11 protein-coding genes and 1 pseudogene are annotated in these 14,505 nt (G+C 55.0%); 10 read left to right on the top strand and 2 right to left on the bottom strand.

Features of this window, described 5'->3' with window-relative positions:
• Window positions 1-15: 15 nt before the first annotated feature.
• From CCE92_RS04805 to CCE92_RS04840, 8 genes are all read left to right on the top strand, one after another.
• Window positions 16-1,017: a thiamine pyrophosphate-dependent dehydrogenase E1 component subunit alpha gene (locus CCE92_RS04805; RefSeq protein WP_088006389.1), complete on the top strand. Its 1,002-nt coding sequence runs from the start codon at window positions 16-18 to the stop codon at window positions 1,015-1,017.
• Complete coding sequence (locus CCE92_RS04810; protein WP_088006390.1) at window positions 1,017-2,000, top strand: alpha-ketoacid dehydrogenase subunit beta; 984 nt, start codon at window positions 1,017-1,019, stop codon at window positions 1,998-2,000. Before CCE92_RS04805 ends, CCE92_RS04810 begins: the two co-directional genes overlap by 1 nt.
• A 77-nt stretch (window positions 2,001-2,077) precedes the next feature.
• Window positions 2,078-3,427 carry a dihydrolipoamide acetyltransferase family protein gene (locus tag CCE92_RS04815; protein ID WP_088006391.1) on the top strand — a complete coding sequence of 450 codons (1,350 nt, stop codon included), beginning with the start codon at window positions 2,078-2,080 and terminating at the stop codon, window positions 3,425-3,427.
• A gap of 359 nt (window positions 3,428-3,786) precedes the next feature.
• Window positions 3,787-5,478 carry a methylmalonyl-CoA mutase family protein gene (locus tag CCE92_RS04820; RefSeq protein WP_088006392.1) on the top strand — a complete coding sequence of 564 codons (1,692 nt, stop codon included), beginning with the start codon at window positions 3,787-3,789 and terminating at the stop codon, window positions 5,476-5,478.
• Window positions 5,471-7,618, top strand: coding sequence for a methylmalonyl-CoA mutase (scpA, locus tag CCE92_RS04825; protein WP_088006393.1), 2,148 nt, complete (start codon window positions 5,471-5,473; stop codon window positions 7,616-7,618). Before CCE92_RS04820 ends, scpA begins: the two co-directional genes overlap by 8 nt.
• Complete coding sequence (gene meaB, locus CCE92_RS04830) at window positions 7,618-8,691, top strand: methylmalonyl Co-A mutase-associated GTPase MeaB (RefSeq protein ID WP_088006394.1); 1,074 nt, start codon at window positions 7,618-7,620, stop codon at window positions 8,689-8,691. Before scpA ends, meaB begins: the two co-directional genes overlap by 1 nt.
• Window positions 8,692-8,769: 78 nt before the next feature.
• Window positions 8,770-9,210, top strand: coding sequence for a BrxA/BrxB family bacilliredoxin (locus CCE92_RS04835; protein WP_088006395.1), 441 nt, complete (start codon window positions 8,770-8,772; stop codon window positions 9,208-9,210).
• Between the two features lie 54 nt (window positions 9,211-9,264).
• Entirely contained in the window at window positions 9,265-10,233 is a 969-nt protein-coding gene (locus CCE92_RS04840) for an aromatic acid exporter family protein (protein WP_088006396.1), read from the top strand.
• A gap of 107 nt (window positions 10,234-10,340) precedes the next feature.
• Here the strand turns inward: CCE92_RS04840 and CCE92_RS04845 are convergent, their stop codons facing one another.
• The gene (locus tag CCE92_RS04845; protein ID WP_088006397.1) at window positions 10,341-12,218 is read right to left on the bottom strand and encodes an MASE3 domain-containing protein; all 1,878 of its coding nucleotides are present in this window, start codon (window positions 12,216-12,218) and stop codon (window positions 10,341-10,343) included.
• A gap of 77 nt (window positions 12,219-12,295) precedes the next feature.
• Window positions 12,296-12,391 (bottom strand): stressosome-associated protein Prli42, encoded by a 96-nt coding sequence (gene prli42 / locus CCE92_RS15810; RefSeq protein WP_155522826.1) that lies wholly within the window; start codon window positions 12,389-12,391, stop codon window positions 12,296-12,298.
• 137 nt (window positions 12,392-12,528) lie between these two features.
• Between prli42 and mce the strand changes: the two genes are divergently transcribed.
• Entirely contained in the window at window positions 12,529-12,939 is a 411-nt protein-coding gene (gene mce / locus CCE92_RS04850; protein ID WP_088006398.1) for a methylmalonyl-CoA epimerase, read from the top strand.
• A 5-nt stretch (window positions 12,940-12,944) separates the two neighbouring features.
• Window positions 12,945-14,485, top strand: a pseudogene (locus tag CCE92_RS04855) (acyl-CoA carboxylase subunit beta).
• Window positions 14,486-14,505: the final 20 nt, after the last annotated feature.

The raw sequence follows: 14,505 nt of genomic DNA on the forward strand, positions 1-14,505 counted from the left end.
AAAGGAGGAAATGCTATGGCAAACCGCCACAAGAAACTGGGCCTGACAAATGATGATCTGCTGAACATGTACGAAACGATGCTGATGGCGCGTCGGGTGGACGAACGGATGTGGCTTCTGAACCGGGCGGGCAAAATCCCGTTCGTCATTTCCTGTCAGGGACAGGAAGCGACGCAGATCGGCGCCGCATTCGCGCTGGATAACACGAAAGACTACATCGCCCCGTACTACCGGGATTTAGGGGTCGTCCTCCATTTCGGCATGACACCGAAAGAACTCATGCTCTCGGCGTTCGCAAAAGCGGAAGATCCGAATTCGGGCGGCCGACAGATGCCGGGCCACTTCGGGCAGAAGAAAAACCGGATCCTGACCGGCTCATCACCCGTCACCACCCAGCTTCCTCACGCTGTGGGCGTCGCGCTGGCAGGCAAGATGTCCGGGGAAGACTTCATCACGTTCACTACGCTTGGGGAAGGCTCCTCAAACCAGGGGGATTTCCATGAAGGGCTCAACTTCGCAGGCGTCCATAAATTGCCGGTCATTACAGTCGTCGAAAACAATAAATACGCCATTTCTGTCCCGCTGGACCGGCAAGTCGCAGCCAAGCAGGTCTCCGACCGCGCGGCATCTTACGGGATGCCAGGAGTGACGGTGGATGGCAATGATCCGCTCGAAGTATACAAAGCGGTGAAAGAAGCCGCTGACCGGGCGCGCAACGGGGAAGGGCCGAGCCTGATCGAAGCCGTCTCATCCCGGATGACAGCGCATTCATCCGATGATGACCACCGGGCGTACCGGTCGGCGGATGAACTGGAAGCGCAAAAATCGACGGACCCGATCCTGACGTTCGGTGCTTATCTGAAAGAAAACGGCGTGCTGAATGATGACCTGGAAAAGGAAATCAACGACCGCGTCATGGAAATCGTCAATGAAGCGACGGACTATGCGGAGAACGCGCCTTATGCAGATCCGGAATCTGCGCTGAAATACGTCTATGCGGAAGGAGGAGAAGAATAATGCCGGTGATGTCCTATATCAACGCCATCACGCTTGCCATGAAGGAAGAAATGGAACGGGATGAAAAAGTGTTCGTACTTGGGGAAGATGTCGGAAAGAAAGGCGGCGTCTTTAAGGCGACCGCGGGTCTGTATGACCAGTTCGGCGAAAACCGGGTCATCGACACCCCGCTTGCCGAATCTGCCATCGCCGGAGTCGGTATCGGTGCCGCCATGTACGGCATGAAGCCGATCGCCGAGTTCCAGTTTGCCGACTTTATCATGCCGGCGGTCAATCAGATCATCTCGGAAGCCTCACGGATCCGCTACCGCTCGAACAACGACTGGTCCTGTCCGATCGTCTTCCGGGCTCCATTCGGCGGCGGTGTCCACGGCGCACTGTATCACTCCCAGTCGGTGGAAGCGGTTTTCGCGAACCAGCCCGGCTTGAAAATCGTGATTCCGTCGACGCCTTACGATGCGAAGGGCCTTTTGAAAGCCGCGGTCCGCGACCCGGATCCGGTCATGTTTTTCGAACATAAACGGGCTTACCGCCTGATCAAAGGTGAAGTTCCTGAAGATGACTATACGGTGGAGATCGGCAAAGCCGACGTGAAACGGGAAGGGGAAGACATCACGGTCATCACCTACGGACTGGCTGTCCACTTCGCGCTTCAGGCAGCGGAACGGCTCGCTGAAGACGGGATCTCGGTACATGTGCTCGACCTCCGGACCATTTACCCGCTCGACAAGGAAGCGATCATCGAAGCCGCCAAGAAAACCGGCAAAGTTCTCCTTGTGACGGAGGATAATAAAGAAGGCAGCATCATCGGTGAAGTGGCGGCCATCATCGCAGAGAACTGCCTGTTCGACCTTGATGCGCCGATCCAGCGCCTGGCCGGACCGGATGTGCCGGCGATGCCTTATGCCCCGACTATGGAGAAGTTCTTCATGATCAACCCGGATAAGGTTGAAAAAGCGATGCGCGATCTTGCGGAATTCTAATGGATTGAATAAACCCGGCTGCACTGCTCCGGCAGAGCGGCCGGCATACATTTCACTAAGACAGGGAGGCGAATCCTTTGGCGATTGAAAATATCACCATGCCCCAGCTCGGTGAGAGCGTTACAGAGGGCACGATCGAGAAATGGCTTGTCAAACCGGGTGACCACGTCAACAAGTATGATCCCCTGGCCGAAGTCAATACGGACAAAGTGACGGCGGAAGTGCCTTCGTCTTTCACCGGCACGATCAAAGAACTGAAAGCGGAAGAAGGCGACACGCTGTCTGTCGGTGACCTCGTCTGCACGATCGAAACCGAAGGCGCAGGCGGCGGAGAGGCTGTGGAAGAGGCAAAACCGGCGGCAGGCGAAGAAGCGAACAAGTCGCCGGTTGCCGGAAGCCAGAATGAAATGGAACTGAGCGGGACACAAGGCTCAGCGAAACCTGCTGCCCAAAAAGGGGCAAAAGGGCGATACTCACCGGCAGTGCTGCGACTCGCGCAGGAACACGAAATTGATTTGAATCAGGTGGAAGGATCCGGCCGTGACGGCAGAATCACCCGGAAAGACCTCCAGCAGCTGATCGACAGCGGATCCATTCCGAAAGAAGGCACTGCACCCGCCGCATCACAGCCGGCTTCGGAACCTGAGGCAGGTGCCCAGGGAACTCCGCAGCCGGCACCGAAATCCGCTGAACGGAAAGAAGCGCCGCCGGCAGAAGCCGCTCCAGGCGATAAAGAAATTCCGGTCACCGGTGTCCGGAGAGCCATTGCGGCCAATATGCTGAAAAGCAAACAGGAAGCTCCGCACGCATGGACAATGGTGGAAGTCGACGTGACGAACCTCGTCCAGTACCGGGATTCGCTGAAAAAAGAATTCAAGGAACGGGAAGGGTTTAACCTCACGTACTTCGCGTTTTTTGTGAAGGCGATTTCCCAGGCGCTGAAAGAGTTCCCGATGATGAATTCCATGTGGGCCGGAGATAAGATCATCCAGAAAAAGGACATCAACATTTCAATTGCGGTAGCGACAGAAGATGCGCTTTTCGTGCCGGTGATCAAAAATGCGGATGATAAATCCGTAAAAGGCATCGCCCGCGAAATCAATGAGCTTGCAGCGAAAGTGCGCAGCGGAAAGCTGACATCCGATGAGATGAAAGGCGGCACATTCACTGTCAACAATACTGGTTCATTCGGTTCGGTCCAGTCGATGGGCATCATCAACTATCCGCAGGCGGCGATCCTGCAGGTTGAGTCGATTGTGAAGCGCCCGGTCATCCTCGAAGGCGGCATGATGGCGCCGCGCGACATGGTCAACCTGTGTCTGTCTCTTGACCACCGCGTACTGGACGGCCTCGTTTGCGGCCGTTTCCTCGCCCGGGTCAAAGAGATTTTGGAAAACATATCAAAAGAAAACACATCCGTATACTGATGACAAACGAGAGGACCGGCAGCCGCCGGTCCTCTAATTGTCGAGAATGAAGCAATGACTGTTTTACATCCTCAATTCTGCCTGGTTTTCAGGAAAATCTGCCGGTCCAGAAAAGGGGGAACCCGACCCTTTCCGCAAGACCCGCATCCTGCGGGCCCGCGCAAATGGTTTTAACTGCGACGAGCTTGAACAGGAGCAAGTGTTTTAATGCGACGAGTAACCGCAGGAGCAAGCGAGCAGGTCCGGAGCGAAACAGATGCCGACGGTTGCCGGTCCTCTAATCCTTTCATCAGGCAGAGTATTCGGATAAAATAGAATGGAATGAATCAGAATGGAAAGCGATACTGAGGGGGGTCCACATGACAGCACAGCCGATGAGACAGCAGCATTTTAAAACGGTCTCTTACGAAGAATGGAAGCAGCATGCCGAGGACACACTGAAAGGGAAGCCGTTCGACAGTCTCCTGAAAGAGACAGCGGAAGGCATCGTCCTGCAGCCGCTCTACACAGAAGAAACATTGGAGAAGCTGGGGGATGCCTTGGAAAGACAGATCCGGGCGAACAGCAGCCGGAACGGAAGCGCTTTCGCTGTCGCGCAGGAAGCGGAAGGGAAATCGGCCCGGGAAATCCTCGATGATGCGCGGGATGGGCTGAACCGGGGCAACGAAATTTTTGTCTACAGGGAAAGCGGGGAGCCGGAATGGACCGGTTCTGAGCTTGATGAACTGGCGGAAATCCTGTCCGGGAATCCATTCATTTTCAAACTCCATGCCGGAAAAACCGGCATCCAGAACGTCTTCAGCCGGATGTCGCCGGAACAGCTGGAGAAAGTCAGCGGCGCAATTTTATCGGAAACCCCGACGGACGCGCCGGCGGGTGTCCGGACGATTTGTGCCGATACAGTGCCGGTCCATCTGGCGGGCGGAACAGCTGTCCATGAATTGGGCGTCGCCTTAAGTTATTTTGCCGAACAGGCGGATACTGATCAGTTTGCCAGCAAGGCGGAGAAATTCTGGGTCCGGTTCGCAGTCGATACAGCCTTCTTTCCGGAAATCGCCAAAATCCGGGCATTCCGGACGCTATGGCGCGCGTTTTGTTCAGCTTACGGCGAGGATATACCGGAAGTGCCCGTTTATACGGAAACGTCTCTCCGCTCTTATTCGAAAGCCGATCCTTACGTGAATTTGCTGAGGGCGGGAAACGCGTCATTTTCTGCTGTGCTGGGAGGGACAGACGTACATACCGTGCTGCCTCATAATGTACTGAGCGGAACCACGCCTTCCGGCAGGCGGATTGCGCGCAATGTGTCGCTTGTCATAAAAGAAGAAACTCATGTGCGCCATGTGACCGATCCTTCCGCCGGCTCTTATTTTATCGAGCAGCTGACACACGAATACACAAAAGCGGCATGGTCGTTCTTCCTTGCCATTGAAGAAGCGGGCGGCTACTCGGAAGTGGTCCGGAACGGCTGGCTTGCCGACGAACTGCAGACGGCGTGGCAGAAACGGGCGGCGGATGCGGCTGTCCGGAAGAAGAAACTGATCGGGACGAACATTTATGCGGATCCCGCAGAAAAACTGCCTTCCGAGTTGAACGAGCGGGCGGAAGTCATGGCGGCGAAACGGCTGGCGGAACCGTTCGAGCAGATCCGCCAAGAGCTCACGGCCAAAGGTGTGACCACGGCGATTCTTCAGTTCGGTCCGCTCAAAGAAGTGAAGCCCGCATCCGATTTTGTCAGCGGATTATTGGCTGTAGGCGGTCTTATCCCGGAACAGAGCGGTGAACTCCGCCCGGAAAAAGCTGCGGAATTTATTCGCCGGCATGGCGTCCAGTACGCTGTCCTCGTCGGGAATCCCGACAGCATTTCAGCTGCCCTGCCGGATCTCGCGGAGACCGATACGGTAATCGACGCGGCCGGCAGGCATGATGAAGAACAGCTGTCCAAATGGAGAAGATCCGGCCTGTCCGGCACTGTGCATGCCGGACAGAATATCCTGGAAAAGCTGGAATGGCTTTCAAAGGCAGTGGAAGGAGGGGGAAACAATGGCTAAACCGGACTTCAGAAACGTAAATTTATCAGATTTCCCCGTCACGGTCCCTGGACTAAAGCAAGAAGGAAGTTTCCGGACGAACGAAGGAATCGACATCGCCCGACACTACGATAAATACCCGGCTGGCCAGCCGGACACGGGAATGCCGGGGAGCGCACCGAATGTCCGCGGCCCTTATCCCACCATGTATGCGACCCGTCCATGGACGGTCCGCCAGTATGCCGGTTTTTCGACAGCGGAAGAATCGAACGCTTTTTACCGCCGGAATCTGGCGATGGGTCAAAAAGGGCTGTCCGTTGCATTCGACTTGGCGACCCACCGAGGTTATGACTCCGACCATCCCCGCGTAAAAGGGGATGTCGGCAAGGCGGGCGTCGCCATCGACTCTGTGGAAGACATGAAAATTTTGTTCGATGGCATCCCGCTCGACCGGATGTCCGTCTCGATGACGATGAACGGAGCGGTCATTCCTGTGATGGCGTTCTATATCGTCGCTGCGGAAGAGCAAGGGGTAGCGCCGGAAAAACTCGCCGGAACGATTCAGAATGACATACTAAAAGAATATATGGTCCGCAATACGTATATTTACCCGCCGGAAATGTCGATGCGGATCATCGCGGATATATTCGACTTTACTTCACGCCGTATGCCGAAGTTCAACTCCATTTCGATTTCCGGTTACCATATGCAGGAAGCCGGTGCGACCGCTGACATCGAACTGGCCTATACGCTTGCGGACGGGCTGGAATATGTGCGCACGGGACTCGCCGCCGGAATCGGGATCGATGCATTTGCGCCGCGATTGTCTTTTTTCTGGGCAGTCGGAATGAATTATTTCATGGAAATCGCGAAGATGAGGGCTGCCCGCGGCATTTGGGCGAAGATGATGGCTTCCTTCGAACCGGAAAATCCTAAATCGCTGGCGCTCCGGACCCATTCGCAGACGTCCGGCTGGAGCCTGACTGAGCAGGACCCATTCAATAATGTGACACGGACACTGATTGAAGCGAATGCTGCGGCCATGGGCCACACCCAATCACTCCACACGAACGCGCTCGATGAAGCGATTGCGCTTCCGACTGACTTTTCGGCGCGCATCGCCCGCAATACGCAGCTCTTCCTCCAGGAAGAGACCGGCATGACTGAAGTCATTGACCCATGGGGCGGCTCCTATTACGTGGAAACCCTCACTGAGGAGCTGACCGAGAAAGCGTGGAAACTCATCGAAGAAGTGGAAAACCTCGGCGGAATGGCGAAAGCGATCGAAACCGGCCTGCCGAAAATGCGCATTGAGGAAGCGGCAGCGAAGCGCCAGGCACAGATCGATTCCGGTAAAGAGACCATCATCGGAATCAACCGGTACAGATTGGATGAAGAAGATCCGATCGAGATATTGAACATCGACAACACTGAAGTCCGCCGGAAACAAATCGAACGGATCGAAATGACCCGCACCGGGCGGGACGATGAGAAAGTGAAGGAAGCGCTGGCGAAATTGACGCAGGCCGCTTCAGGAACGGAGGAAAATCTGCTGGAACGGGCAGTGGAAGCGGCGAGACACCGGGCGACACTCGGGGAAATCTCGGATGCCATCGAAGCGGCTTCGGGCCGGCATAAGGCGGTGATCCGCTCTGTGAGCGGCGTCTACAGCTCGAACTTCTCGAATCAGGAAGAAATCCGGACAGTCAAGGAAATGGCGGAAGAATTCCTTGAAAACGAAGGGCGGCGCCCGCGGATCCTGATCGCCAAAATGGGGCAGGACGGGCACGACCGGGGGGCGAAAGTCATTTCAACGGCATTTGCGGATCTGGGCTTCGATGTCGACATCGGACCGCTGTTCCAGACACCGGCAGAAACGGCGCAGCAGGCGGCCGAGAATGATGTCCATGTCATCGGTGTCAGCTCGCTGGCAGCGGGTCATAAAACGCTCGTTCCGGAACTGCGTGAAGAACTGGATAAAATCGGGCGGAGTGACATTCTGATTGTCGTCGGGGGTGTTATACCCGCGCAGGATTACGAGTTTCTCCGGACGAACGGCGCATCGGCCATTTTCGGTCCGGGAACGGTCATCCCGGTGGCCGCGCAGAAAGTGATCGAAGAGATCTATGAAAAACTCGGATACGAGGAAGTGGAGGGCTGATGGAAAAGAGGAACGGTTCACGACAGGTGATGAAAGGGGTCAGCGACGCGCATGACGGCATGGGCGCGCGTCCCCGCCGCCGGTTCCGAAAACCGGAAGCCCGTTCTTATTCCGCGGAGGAGCTGGCACAGGGCGTGCTGGCCGGTTCCAGGCAGGAGCTGAGCCGGGCGATCACACTCATTGAAAGCGCGAATCCTGGGCACCAGCGGACAAGCCAAGAGCTGCTGAACCGTCTCCTTCCCGAAACCGGCAACAGCATCCGAATCGGCATAACCGGCGTGCCGGGAGCCGGCAAAAGCACATTCATCGAGACATTCGGCACCTTGCTGACGAAAGAAGGCCACCGTGTGGCTGTCCTGGCCATCGATCCGAGTTCGACGGTCACCGGCGGCAGCATCCTTGGCGACAAAACCCGGATGGAAGAGCTCGCCCGTAACCCGAAGGCGTTCATCCGGCCGTCACCGACCGCCGGCACGCTCGGAGGCGTCCACAAAAAGACGCGTGAAACGATGCTTTTGTGTGAAGCGGCAGGATATGATGTCATCCTGGTCGAAACAGTCGGGGTCGGGCAGAGCGAAACGATCGTCCGGGGAATGGTGGATCTGTTCCTTCTCCTCGTCCTCACCGGCGCTGGGGATGAACTGCAGGGAATGAAAAAAGGCATTATGGAATTGTCGGATGCCCTCATTGTCCATAAGGCGGACGGAGACAACGAAAAAACAGCGAAAAAAACCGTGGCGGAATACAAGCAAATGCTAAAGCTGCTCCAGCCGGCGACTCCCGGTTGGGAGACACGGGCGCTTGCCGCCTCTTCAGTGACCGGAAAAGGGATTCGGGAGATCCGCGAGCTGGCGCTGCAGTTTTGCGAGGCGGGCAAAGAGAACGGAAGCTTTTTTGAGAGAAGGAAACGCCAGACGAAAGAATGGTTCCATTCCATGATCCAGAATGAACTGGAGCGCAGGTTTTATTCCGAAGAAGGCAGGCTTGCTGAAGTGAAAAACCTCGAGCAGGAACTGCTGGCGGACCGGCTGACCGTCGCACAGGCGGTTGAACAGCTGTTCCCAAGTGACTGAAAAAACCTGGTCGGCTGCTTTGCGAAAACTCCCATGAACTGGTATGATGAACTCATGAAATCCTAAGGAGTGACAAAAATGAATATGAATTTCGATCTGTTCATGAACGACCTGGTGACAAACGCGCGTCAGGAACTCGTGAACGGCGGCTATAAAGAACTCCGGACACCGGAAGAAGTGCAGAATGCTTTTTCTGAAAAAGGCACCAGCCTCGTCATGATCAATTCGGTGTGCGGCTGCGCAGGTGGCATCGCCCGTCCCGCTGCGCTCCATGCTCTCCACTATGACAAGCGGCCAGACCATCTGTATACGGTGTTCGCCGGCCAGGATAAAGAAGCGACAGCGCAGGCGCGGGATCTGTTCGGTGAAGATCACCTCCCGTCATCGCCTTCGTTCGCCCTTCTCAAGGACGGACAGCTTGTGGCTGAAGTCGGCCGCCACGAGATTGAAGGACATGATCCGATGTCTGTCATTACGCATCTCCAGTCGCTGATGGAAGAACACTGCGAAGAGATTTAACAGAGCGAATGCCCCTTTCCGAGGGGCATTTTTTGTGTCCGGAAGGGAGTTAATATGAAGTTCAGACGCTTTTCAATCGGTTACCGGACGCTGAAGACAGCCATCGGTGCCCCGGTGGCCATTTACCTCGCCCTGCTGCTGGACCTCGATTACTATGTTTCCGCGGGGATCCTCACGATTTTGTGCATACAGCCGACGAAACGGAAATCGGTCAGAGCGGCCTTTTCCAGATTTGTGGCGTCCCTCATCGCCATTTTGTTCGCGTTCGCATTTTTTGAAGGATTCACATATGAGCCGGCGGTCCTCGGTTTCGTGCTGATTCTGTTCATTCCGGTACTTGTTTCCTTCCGGCTCACCGACGGGTTCGTTTCCAGTACGGTCATCCTTCTCCATATATTGGACTATGGCATGCTGACTTGGGGATTTTTCTTCAATGAATTGCTTCTGATGACCGTCGGCTTCGGAACGGCGCTTCTAGTGAATGTCTATATGCCGAGCATCGACCGGAGACTTGATGAATACCGGGTCCGCCTGGAACAGTGCATATCAGCCATTTTCAAGGAAGTGGCCAGCTACTTGAGAAAAGGGGAATCGGATTGGACCGGCCGGGAACTGACGGAAGCCGCTCAGCTGCTGCCGAAAGCGAAAGCGCTCGCCTATCAGGACGTTGAGAATCACCTCGCCCGGAAGGAAAACCGCTATTATCAGTACTTTGATATGCGGGAACGGCAATTCGAGATCATCGAGCGGGTGCTGCCGCAAATTACCGCGCTTCCCGTAACGGTAAATCAATCGGGCCTTATCGCTGAATTCCTTGAGGATTTGGCGGACCATGTCCATTCCGGAAACACCGCTGGCCATTATTTAGGAAAACTGGATCGGGTCAAGCAGGAGTTTGCGGACATGCCGCTGCCGGACAATCATGAGAAATTCCGGTCAATGGCGGCGCTTTATCAGTTTATCGGCGAAATGGAAGAGTATTTGGAAATCAAACAAAGCTACAAGGGATTCCGGCATAAATGAACGGCCGAAAGATCCGGCGATGCGGATTCCGGACGCCGATCCGGAACGTGCCAAAAACCAAAAAAGTAAAAGAGCGGCAGCCTCATGACAGGCTGCCGCTCTTTTCTTCAGTTCGGGTTTTTCTTCAGCACCGCGATGGTCTGATCATCGGTGGCCTCTATGATCTTGTGCTTCTGGACATACTCCAGCAGTTGCCGGGCCATCTGTTCAGCAGTCCGGCCCGGATCGGCTTGCAGCATGGCGGCTTTGAGCGTATCCGGTGAATCCACATCTTCGCGGCCGCGGTCTTCCGAGATGCCGTCCGTGTACAGCACTGCGAAATCTCCGTCTGCCAGCACTGTCCGGCGGGTTTCGTAAGTGGACTCCATAATGAACCCAAGCCCCGCCCCTTTTGTCCGGAGCTCTTCGATCTCACCGGTTGCCGCCCGGTAGACGAGTGCCGGCTCGTGGCCGCCTGAACTGTACAGAAGCTCTCCGTTCCGTTCATTGAAAAAACAGATGAACATCGTGATGAAGTTCGTGTCAGCGGTATACCGATTGACGAACCGGTTGAGCGAAGCCAGAATTTCGTGCGGTTTCTCGGTCAGCGGATCGCTCTGCCCCATGGCATACGTGATCATCGACATCTGAATGGCGGCCGGAATCCCTTTTCCGCTGATATCCGCCACCGAAAACAGCGTGAATTCATCAGTGACACTGATATCGTAGAAGTCCCCATTCAGCTGCCGGTACGGGATGCTGATGACGCCGATATGGGGATGGGCGCTGTTGTTGCTTGACTGCAGCAGCGATTTCTGGACATTCGCCGCCGCTTTCAATTCAAAATCCAGCTGCTGCTGCTCTTTTTCCATTTTTTCCTGCCGGATCGCTTCCGTAAGGTCCCGCATCGTGTAGACATACCCGGTGATCATGCCTTTTTCCATAAGAGGAAACCGTTCGACCTCCGCCGGGAAGGTATCGCCATTCGTCCGTTTCATTTCCGAGAAGTCATGGCCTTCCCCTTCTTCAGAACGGAAGGAATAAATCGACTGGCCCACTCCGTTTTCATTTGGCGAAAGTAGGGCAAGCCGGGCCGGGATGTTCATGAACCGGATGATTCCCCCCGAATCGGTTTCGAGCATACCGATGTCAACGGTATTCAGCATCGACCGATTCCGGTCATGAAGCAGCTTGATTTTCAGGAACGGCGCTTCGATGTTCCGTAAATAGACGAGGCGCAGAATCGCCAAGTACCCTGCTGCTTTGAATACGTGCCCTGCCAAGCTAATCATATCGGTCGGCGTACTGTAGGCCATGAAGAAGACCGAGGCGAAAATGATGGCGACAGAGGCCACAAAAAATTCACCAGGCACGTGACTGTCCCTGTCTTTCCTCTCCCAAAGGAGAACGGTGATCGCTGTAAGATGCAGGATGACGACCGCCGTTTCGATCGTGACCTTCAGCCCGTTCGGCGAACTGCCGCTGATGAGCGGCGGCAGGATAAAGGAATCGGATATGACGAGAGCGGAAACGGATGCGGCAAAGGCGGCAGCCACGAAGAAAAGCTCCCGCCGGAACCGTTTTGCCGCTTTATTCAGCAGAAATGCGCTCAGCAGGAAAATGAATCCTTCAGTCAGGCGGGCTGCTGACCAGAACCAGACGGCTTTTTGGATGGAGACGAGTCCGAAGAACTCAGGCATTCCCGGGAACGTGGTGACATGGAGCAGATCGAACACAGCGACTGAGAGAAAAAAAGCGGGCAGCAGCGCCGGCACTTCCTGGCTTCCGTGCCTGAGCGACACCCACCCGTACAGCGCTATGCTCAGCGATGTGAAGATCGCAGCCATCTCGAACAGCAGGTGGATGGAAATGAAGCTGTCCTTGATCAATAGGAACGCCGGTTCAAAAAGCTGCGGAACAAACAAAATGAGAAAGAACAGGACGGACAGGAGCAGGATTGCGCCAGCCGTCCGGAAAGCTGACAGGCGGTGCATGAGCAATTGCATCTGATCCTCCCATTGGCAGTCGAATTGAAAGGCAGTGGCATGATAGCGCCGCTGCCTTTAGACTATACGTGATTGATTTATAGGATGAAGCTGATTCCAAACAGCAGGCTCGACAGAACCATGATGCCGATCATCATATAAACGATGAATGTGCGGAAGTTCTTGTTTCTCATAATATGATTTTCTCCTTTGCGCTCGGTTTACTAACTAGAATGATAGCATTAAAAACCCGTTTGGGAAAGCGGCAGTGGCGAAGTGCCGAGGGAATCAGTACAATGAAAGAAGACAACAGCAGGAGGTGCAAGTGATTATGGAACGGGTCGATCATATCGGCATCGCAGTGGAGAGTCTCGAACGGACCCTCCCGTATTATACGGAAACACTCGGCTGTCCGCTCATGAAAGTGGAAGAAGTGCCTTCTCAGGGCGTACGGGTCGCCTTTATCGATGCCGGCAACATTAAACTGGAACTCCTGGAACCGATGCAGGAAGACAGTGCCATCCGGAAGTTCATTGATAAAAAAGGCGAAGGCATCCATCACATCGCATTCGGCGTTTCCGGGATCGAAGAACGGATGGCCGACCTCCGGGAACACGGCGTCCGGCTTCTGAACGAGGAACCGAAACCCGGGGCGGGCGGTGCACAAGTCGCTTTTTTGCATCCCAAATCCTCGTACGGCGTGCTATATGAATTGTGCGACAAAAGCGGTAAAAAGGAGTAGAAGGAATGGACATTTACGAGAAGATCAATGAACTGTATGACCGAAAAACAAAAATTGAACTCGGCGGCGGTGATGACCGGATTGAAAAACAGCACGACAAAGGGAAACTGACTGCCCGGGAGCGGATCGATCTGCTCGTCGATGAAGGTTCATTCATCGAACTGAATCCGTTTGTCGAGCACCGGACGACCGATTTCGGACTGGGCGAAGGGCCGGGAGAAGGAGTGGTGACCGGTTACGGCAAAGTGGACGCCGGCCGATCTATCTGTTTTCACAAGATTTCACCGTCTTCGGCGGCGCCCTCGGCGAAATGCACGCGCAGAAGATTGCCAATGTCATGGATCTGGCGGCGAAAAACGGCGCGCCGTTCATCGGCCTGAACGACTCTGGCGGGGCCCGGATCCAAGAAGGCGTCCTGTCGCTTGACGGGTACGGCCATATCTTTTACCGCAACGCCATCTATTCCGGCGTCATCCCGCAGATCTCGGTCATCATGGGGCCTTGTGCGGGCGGCGCGGTTTATTCACCGGCCATTACGGATTTCGTTTTCATGGTGGATAAGACAAGCCAGATGTTCATCACCGGACCGAAAGTGATCGGGACGGTGACCGGAGAAAAAATTTCCTCCGAAGATCTGGGCGGTTCAAAAGTACATAATTCGATCAGCGGTAACGCGCATTTCCGTGCCGAATCGGAAGAAGAAGTGCTGGAGCAGGTTCGCCGGCTTATCGGCTACCTGCCCCAAAACAACGAAGAAAAACCGCCGAGACTGGACAGCGGCGACCGGGACGATTACCGGCCGGACCTTGCGGACATCGTTCCTTTTGAAGCGACACGGCCGTATGACGTCCGGAAAGTGATCGAAGAAGTGGCGGACAGCGGCTCTTTCTTGGAAGTGCAGCCGGAGTTCGCCCGCAACATCGTAGTCGGGTTCGCCCGCATCAAAGGGGAGACAGTCGGGCTCGTCTGCAATCAGCCGAAAGTGATGGCCGGCGGATTGGACATCGATTCTTCAGACAAAGCAGCCCGATTCATCCGATTCTGTGATTCATTCAATGTGCCGATCATCACGTTCGAAGATGTGACCGGATTCTTCCCGGGGATCAAACAGGAACACGGCGGCATCATCCGGCATGGAGCGAAAATCCTGTACGCGTACTCGGAAGCGACTGTACCGAAAATGACGGTCATTCTCCGAAAAGCATACGGGGGAGCTTACGTCGCGCTGAACTCGAAATCGATCGGCGCGGACCTCGTCTTTTCATGGCCGAACGCCGAAATCGCGGTCATGGGGCCGAATGGCGCGGCGAATATCATTTTTGCCCGGGAAATCGCCGGAAGTGATGATCCGGAAGCGACACGCGCACAGAAAATCGAGGAGTACCGCGAGAAATTCGCCAATCCGTACGTGGCTGCTTCCCGCGGCATGGTCGACGACGTCATCGATCCAAGGGAAACGCGGATCAAACTGATTCAAGGGCTCGAAATGATGCGCAATAAAAAAGAAGAACGTCCGTATAAAAAACACGGCAACATCCCACTTTAACTTTTCAGAAGAGGTGATTA

Source organism: Indiicoccus explosivorum (genome assembly GCF_002167005.1).
Lineage (GTDB): Bacteria > Bacillota > Bacilli > Bacillales_A > Planococcaceae > Indiicoccus > Indiicoccus explosivorum.